Source organism: Candidatus Poribacteria bacterium, assembly GCA_016866785.1.
Classification (GTDB): Bacteria; Poribacteria; WGA-4E.
In genome coordinates this window covers 1-3746 of record VGLH01000214.1, presented here as the reverse complement: position 1 = coordinate 3746, position 3746 = coordinate 1, and the positions used below count along the sequence as shown (strand labels likewise).

Sequence of the window (3746 nt, the reverse complement as noted above, 5' to 3'; positions counted from 1 at the left end):
CACTGGTTCCACCCCTGCATCGGTTACCATGACTCAGGGCACAGTTTACGTAGGTTATCAGAACGGTAGTATTCGCCAAGGCACGCAGCCCGTATCGGAACCTGCCGTTCAGTTATCCACTGCGACCGTCAACGCTGGAACCGTCACGAAGCCCGGCTCCGGCACGGCGACGTTCACCATCACGAACACCGGCGGCGGGACGCTCACCGTCAGCGGGATCGCGTCATCGAACGGGCAGTTCGCCGCCTCGCCCGCGCCACCCTACAACCTGACGGCGGGTCAGAGCCAGATCGTCACGGTGACCTTCACGCCGACGAAGGTAGGCTGGGAGCAGTCCACGCTGACGATTACGCACAACGCCTCCGGCAGTCCGGCGACGGTGACTGCGAAGGGCATCGGTCGCGTCAATCCGCCGACGGGCGACTTGGCGCAGACGAAGATCGCCTTCGTCAAGAACACCGATATCTACGTGATGGATCCCAACGGTGGGAATCAGACTCCCGTCGCCACGAGCGGCTACGACGACCGGTTCCCGTCTTGGTCGCCCGACATCTCGAAGATAGTTTTCACGACGAACGCGGCAGGGGACTACGAGATACATACCATCAACGTCAACGGCACGAGTCTGACTCGCGTGACGACTCACTCCGGAGCTGATGAAATGCCGGACTGGTCGCCGGACGGGACGAAGATCGTGTTCTCCCACGCATCGGGGGACCTCTTCGTCATCAACGTAAGCGGAACCGGATTGGCGACCATCGTAAGCAGTTCCGGTGTGGATCAGGCTCCGAGCTGGTCGCCAGACGGCGCGAAGATCGTCTTCACGACCAATCGTGACGGCAACTTCGAAATCTACGTCGCGAACGCGGACGGAACGAACCCGACGCGCTTGACAAACACGGCCTTGGACGAGGGCGGTCCTGTCTGGTCACCGGACGGGACCAAGATCGCCTACTCGCTCGACCCAGGCGGGAAGATCTACGTCATGGACGCCGACGGTCAGAACGCGACGCCGGTCGCTCCGGATCCCGACGGCGGCGGGCTTCCGTCGTGGTCGCCGGACGGAACCAAGATTGTGTTTCAGTCGAACCGATCAGGAACCACGGATGTTTGGGCAGTCAATGCCGCCGACGGTAGCGGGCTGACACGTCTCGCCACACTCGCGGGTCATCCGTCATGGTCCCCGTTCCCACCGCCTCCGCCGTCGTATCAGGTCTGGCAGGCGACGCTCCGCCTGACGGGCGATCCGGCCGGAGACCTGTTCGCGACGTTCGGCGTGGCTCTCGACGCCCAGGATGCTGTCAACCTCGACGAGACTCCACCCGAAGACGTGGATGGACCTCCCCCGCCTCCGGATTCGAGCTGGATCCGACTGCTGCGGAGCGGGTACTCCCTGGTGACGGACAAGCTCGCCTTCGCAGATACGCGGACGTGGAACATCGCCGTCAACGTCCAGAGCGGTACGCACTATCTCTCCGTAGAGGGCTTGCCTGAAGGCGTCCTGGCATACTTCAACGACGCGCCGCGAGTCGAGCATGGACCCGATACGGATGCGGCGACGGCGGTGTCGTATCCGTTGCCTCTGACAGCCGGCATCCCGCTCAACACGGGTTACCACATGCTCACGCTGACGCTCGCAAGGCGTCTGGAGGTCACGCTCAACACGACGCTGGCGGTGCGTTGGCGGATGTTCTCGCTTCCGGGACCGGCGCTGGACGGCGCGCCGTCGCATCTGTTCGGGCGCGGTGCCATCTCGATGTATGCTTACGACGCCAGCCCGTCCGTGCAGAACTACGCCCCGGTGGACCTCACTTCGACGGTGCCGTTGCCGTTCGTTGAGAAGGGATGGTTCATCTTCCGAGCGCCGGAGCCGGATCCAGCGGACTCCGACCCCAAGACAGGCGTGCTGAACACCACATTCGCCGTCGATGTCGATGCGCCAGCGGCTCAGTCGGTCGCAGTGACGCTGCAGCCGGGGTGGAACATCGTTGGCGCGCCGTATGGCGGCACCACAGTGGCGTCGTACACGACGACCGCGAACAAGGCGTACGGCTTCGACGGCGCCAACTATGTGCTGCTATCTACCTCAAGCCCGCTGAACCAGTTCCAGGGCTACTGGGTCTACAACGAACTGGCGTCGGCTCGGACGGTGACGATCACGCAGACGCCGCCGACGGCTCCGGCGATCGTCCAGCGCGCGGCTCCGTCGCCGGATTGGGTCGCGCCGCTGACCATCTCGCTCGACAGCGGGGCGCTCAAGACGGTCGAGCTCGGGAGCGGCTCGAAGGCGCAGGTCGGCTTCGACGCCTACGACGTGGGTCTGCCCCCGGCTCCGCCGATTCGCAGCTACTCCGAGTTCTTCGCCAAGACGGACGATCCGGTCGAGCGGATGACTCGGAGCGTCCTCCCGTCGAGCCAGCGCGAGGCGACGTGGGAGCTCTCAGCGAACCTGGCGGAAGCGGGAACGCTCCGCTGGACGGCTCAGACGCTTCCGGCGGGATTCCGCATCGTCGTCGAGTTGGGCGATGAACGCTACGACCTCAGCCGCGATGGGTCGATGCGCCTCGACGCAGGGAAGCACACCTTCACGGCGCGTCTGACCTTCGCTCCGCCGTCTCGCAACCGCCTGATGGCGAACTACCCCAACCCCTTCAACCCGGAGACGTGGATTCCCTTCGAGCTGAAGGAGGGTTCTGCCGTCACGGTGAACGTCTACGACGTGGCGGGTTCACTCGTGCGGAAGCTCGACGTGGGCTACCGGGAGCCGGGCTACTACACGTCGCGGGCAGAAGCGGCGTACTGGGACGGTCGGAACGAGCTCGGGGAGCGGGTCGCCAGCGGGGTCTACTTCTACGAGCTCCGCGCGGGCTCCTTCCGGGAGACACGGCGGATGGTCATCCACAAGTAGCCCGCGCCAACGGTCAACCACGTAGGGGCGGGTCTCAGACCCGCCCCTACGACCCGTCCGCAACCAGTGTGAGGGGGTAGCTCCCCTCCTACGGGTCCGACCGACGGACTCGACGCTTCATCCATGCGCCCATCTCTCCATCGAGGGGTGGGCGCGCTTGTTGTTGCGGGCCCGCGCTCTGATGTGACCGCTACGCGAAGAGCGACGCCCGCAGCGCGCCGACATCCACCCGCTCGCGCGTTCGCGCCGACGCGTTCAGCGCCTCCATGAGCACCCACGTGTCGAGCGAGTGACCCATCCAGTCGCGGTCTTTGCCGGTGGTGATGGCGTCCGCCAGCGCGTCGAACTGGATGCGGTCGTCTTCTATGAGCCCGGCGTGCAGGTCCTGGAGCTCGACGTCCTCGACGCACTCGCCCTTGCGGAACAACTGAAGATGCCCGGCGTCGCGGCGGATGTCACCGCGCTCGCCCTGGAACGTCCAGTGGCCACTCCACCCGAACGGGTTGGCGTGTCCCGCTCGGGTTCCCGCGTAGGAGACGCACGCGCCGTTGGTGTATTCCATCAGGGCGTTGCCGCCAGCGGTCCCCCACACGCCCGTCTGACCCAACTCAACATCCTCGCGCGTGTGAACGCGGGCTGTGACGTATGCCGGGAGCCCCTTCGCCGCGACGAGCTGATCCAACTGGTGGCTCGCCCCGGCGTGGAAGTAAAGCCCCTCGACAAAGGCATCGGGCTGGCGAGTGTCTTTGCCCGTCCACAGGTTCTGTCGGATCCAGAAGCGGCACTCGCCGCCGATCATCTCGCCGATGCCGTTCTCTTCGCGGAGCCATTCGCGCAT

At 65.3% G+C, this 3746-nt stretch carries 1 protein-coding gene; it reads left to right on the top strand.

From position 1 onward, the window contains the following. The first annotated feature begins 28 nt into the window (after positions 1-28). Positions 29-2908, top strand: coding sequence for a DUF1573 domain-containing protein (locus FJZ36_18350; GenBank protein ID MBM3216861.1), 2880 nt, complete (start codon positions 29-31; stop codon positions 2906-2908). Positions 2909-3746 lie beyond the last annotated feature (838 nt).

What these genes read in the sequence shown, in the direction of transcription:
- FJZ36_18350 (MBM3216861.1), top strand. Translation starts at nt 29, where the DNA reads ATGACTCAGGGCACAGTTTACGTAGGTTATCAGAACGGTAGTATTCGC.